A 2,548-nucleotide genomic window follows, 5' to 3' on the forward strand; every position below is an offset into this window, starting at 1 on the left:
AGCTTAACTCAAAAGGCTTGATTGTTTGGTACAACAAAGCACGAGGCAAAAAAGCAGTAGAATTGGGGATATTCAGATGATAAGTGGTTTGAGAGTATGGGATAGAGACGGTCGTGAGATTAGCAACATCACAGGTCGTTATCCCAAATTTATCGGCAATAAAGTAATTAGTGCATCTGAAAGACGGAGTATTAATTACACCATCCCACAAGGCACGACACGCATTGTCGTGCCTGTATATATGTCTCGTAATGATAATTTATCAGTACCTCCTGATGCTAAAGATGTAGAAGAAGAGTATGTTTATACGAATACTTACAATCTTTGGGGTATCGATATTAACTACACTAATTCAGGGTTTGAATACAGTACAGAACAAGCAGGCAATGCCGATAAACAAAAACCACCAATTAAACTTTACTGGGGGTATGTATGAGTTTTAGAACTTTTAATCAACAAGGTCAAAAATTATTAGATAGTGATGAAGCTGTATTTAGCTTTGTTAAGTCTGGTAGGTTAACAAGATTACTTGATACACCTTTTGAAAAAAATAAGAGAAAATACTGGTATAGAGCCAAGCGACTAATCATTAACTCTAAATTACGTGAAGGGAAGGCTAACATTTACACACCTGAATACTGTATGTACTATATTGACCTGCCCAATGCCATCAGTCCCATTGCAGGGGTGTATTATGATGGTTTAAGTAGTCAATGTAATCCTGTGGTGTATCTAAATACAGGCTATTTCAATGGTATGGCACGGCTGATGTTTTATTCAAATGGTAGATTATCAGATGCTGAGCTTGCCAAATTTCACATTTACATTTTTGATGTTAATGTCATCAAAGAGGATAAAGTGGGTATCAATCTGTATGACAGACAGGGCAATGTAACATTTAGCTCTCGTAGCGTGCCATTGTCTTTACAGACCAAAACCACACGGCAACACATCCCCAGTGAGATTAAATTATTATCCAGCGATGAAGCCAATCTGCTGACTCGCCATGTTGAACATTATTATGATTATGGTGTGGACTATTATAACAATCAAACAGGCAGCGACCGAGCGATGATTGACAAACGAAAAAATCATGGCGTGCCATTGTCTAGGTTGTTGCCAATACGCACCGCCAAACGCTGTGTTGGCATATTAAGCCCCAAGCTATCAGTCGGATACTATCCTTATGATACCACCGAGCTGACAAATGCGATTGGTGATTATGACGGGTACTATCAATTGAAATTTTTGGCAGGTGAAACCTACCCTCATTTTATGACACCCATGGTGCTTGCGTGTGTAGGCTGTGTTGATGGCAATCATATTAAGACTGTGCCGCCATTTGAGCATATTAATCAAAATGGTACTGTGAAAGATATAAAACAAGAATTCACAACAAGAAACCTAATATTTAATCATGATGTAATAAATATTTATTTTTCTGAAATTGATAATCTACCATTCCCATTCACAGGAGGCCATCATGACATAACACCACCCCCATAACCACCACCGCCCCATCTCAACCATGGGGCTTTTTTATTAACCAAGGAGAAAAAATGAAACACAACATCAAGCTCAACATCACAGTGGACAGAACATAGGAATAATTATGATCGAAAAAGACCCAACCACCTACACCATCATCACCTATCTATGGGTGGGACTGCTGGCGATGGCAGGTGGACTGGTTGCGTTCATTAGGCGACTTAACAAGCAAAGAAAGCCTGAGAAGCTTACAGTAGTGTTCATTAAGCTCGTTGGGGAATTGATGGTGTCAGCATTCGCTGGCTTCGTCACATTCTACCTCTGCGAATACCTAGAGACCGAGCCGCTATTGACAGCGGTGGCGGTCGCCATCAGCGGTCACTTGGGCGGTAACGCCATCGATGCCATCGGCAAAAAAATCAATCATATATTTAGCCCCTGATTGGGGCTTTTTATTGGAGCACAAAAATGAAAAATGAATTAAAATGGGTGCAAATCGCCCGCCAGTACATCGGACAACAAGAAATCAAGGGGGTCAAGCACAACCCATTGGTGGTGGAGATGTGGACAACAGGCTTTACTGCCACAAATCAAGCCCACCGCCTAAAAGAAAAAGTATGGCAAAATGACGAAACACCATGGTGCGGTGCATTTGTCGCATTTGTCATGGCAAAGGCAGGATTGTCGCATCACATTCCAAAATCTTTCCCATTGGCTCGTTCATGGGTGACGGCAGGCAGTAAGCTCAATAACCCCGCTTATGGCTGCGTGGTGGTGTTTAGCCGCAATGGTGGTGGTCATGTAGGGTTTTGTGTTGGAAGAGACAAGCATGGTAATATTATGGTGCTTGGCGGCAATCAAGGCGATGCGGTCAATATCAAGCCATTTAGCCCATCTCGTGTGCTGGGCTATCGCTGGTGTGGCACACAGTCTATGCCTGCGACACATCGGTTTGCGTTGCCTGTACTCGCCAGCGATGGCAAGGTAAGTAAGAATGAGGCTTGAAATATTTGTCAATCTCCGTTTTACTTGCTATAATAGCAGGCATATAGTTTAGTGA

At 42.0% G+C, this 2,548-nt stretch carries 4 protein-coding genes; all 4 read left to right on the forward strand.

The features are described from left to right. Positions 1-76: 76 nt before the first annotated feature. The 4 genes from ACERC6_RS10150 to ACERC6_RS10165 all read left to right on the forward strand — a co-directional run bounded on the left by ACERC6_RS10150 (position 77) and on the right by ACERC6_RS10165 (position 2,493). On the forward strand, positions 77-436 hold the full coding sequence (locus tag ACERC6_RS10150; RefSeq protein WP_373628933.1) for a hypothetical protein: 360 nt from the start codon (positions 77-79) through the stop codon (positions 434-436). After that, complete coding sequence (locus ACERC6_RS10155; RefSeq protein WP_373628934.1) at positions 433-1,506, forward strand: hypothetical protein; 1,074 nt, start codon at positions 433-435, stop codon at positions 1,504-1,506. The genes ACERC6_RS10150 and ACERC6_RS10155 overlap by 4 nt, the downstream gene beginning before the upstream one ends. A gap of 106 nt (positions 1,507-1,612) precedes the next feature. Next, complete coding sequence (locus ACERC6_RS10160) at positions 1,613-1,930, forward strand: phage holin family protein (protein ID WP_373628935.1); 318 nt, start codon at positions 1,613-1,615, stop codon at positions 1,928-1,930. Between the two features lie 26 nt (positions 1,931-1,956). Beyond that, positions 1,957-2,493: a TIGR02594 family protein gene (locus ACERC6_RS10165; RefSeq protein ID WP_373628936.1), complete on the forward strand. Its 537-nt coding sequence runs from the start codon at positions 1,957-1,959 to the stop codon at positions 2,491-2,493. The last annotated feature ends 55 nt before the right edge of the window (positions 2,494-2,548 follow it).

The organism is Moraxella sp. E33BD (assembly GCF_041807865.1).
In the GTDB taxonomy this organism is placed as follows: Bacteria; Pseudomonadota; Gammaproteobacteria; order Pseudomonadales; family Moraxellaceae; genus Moraxella; species Moraxella haemolytica.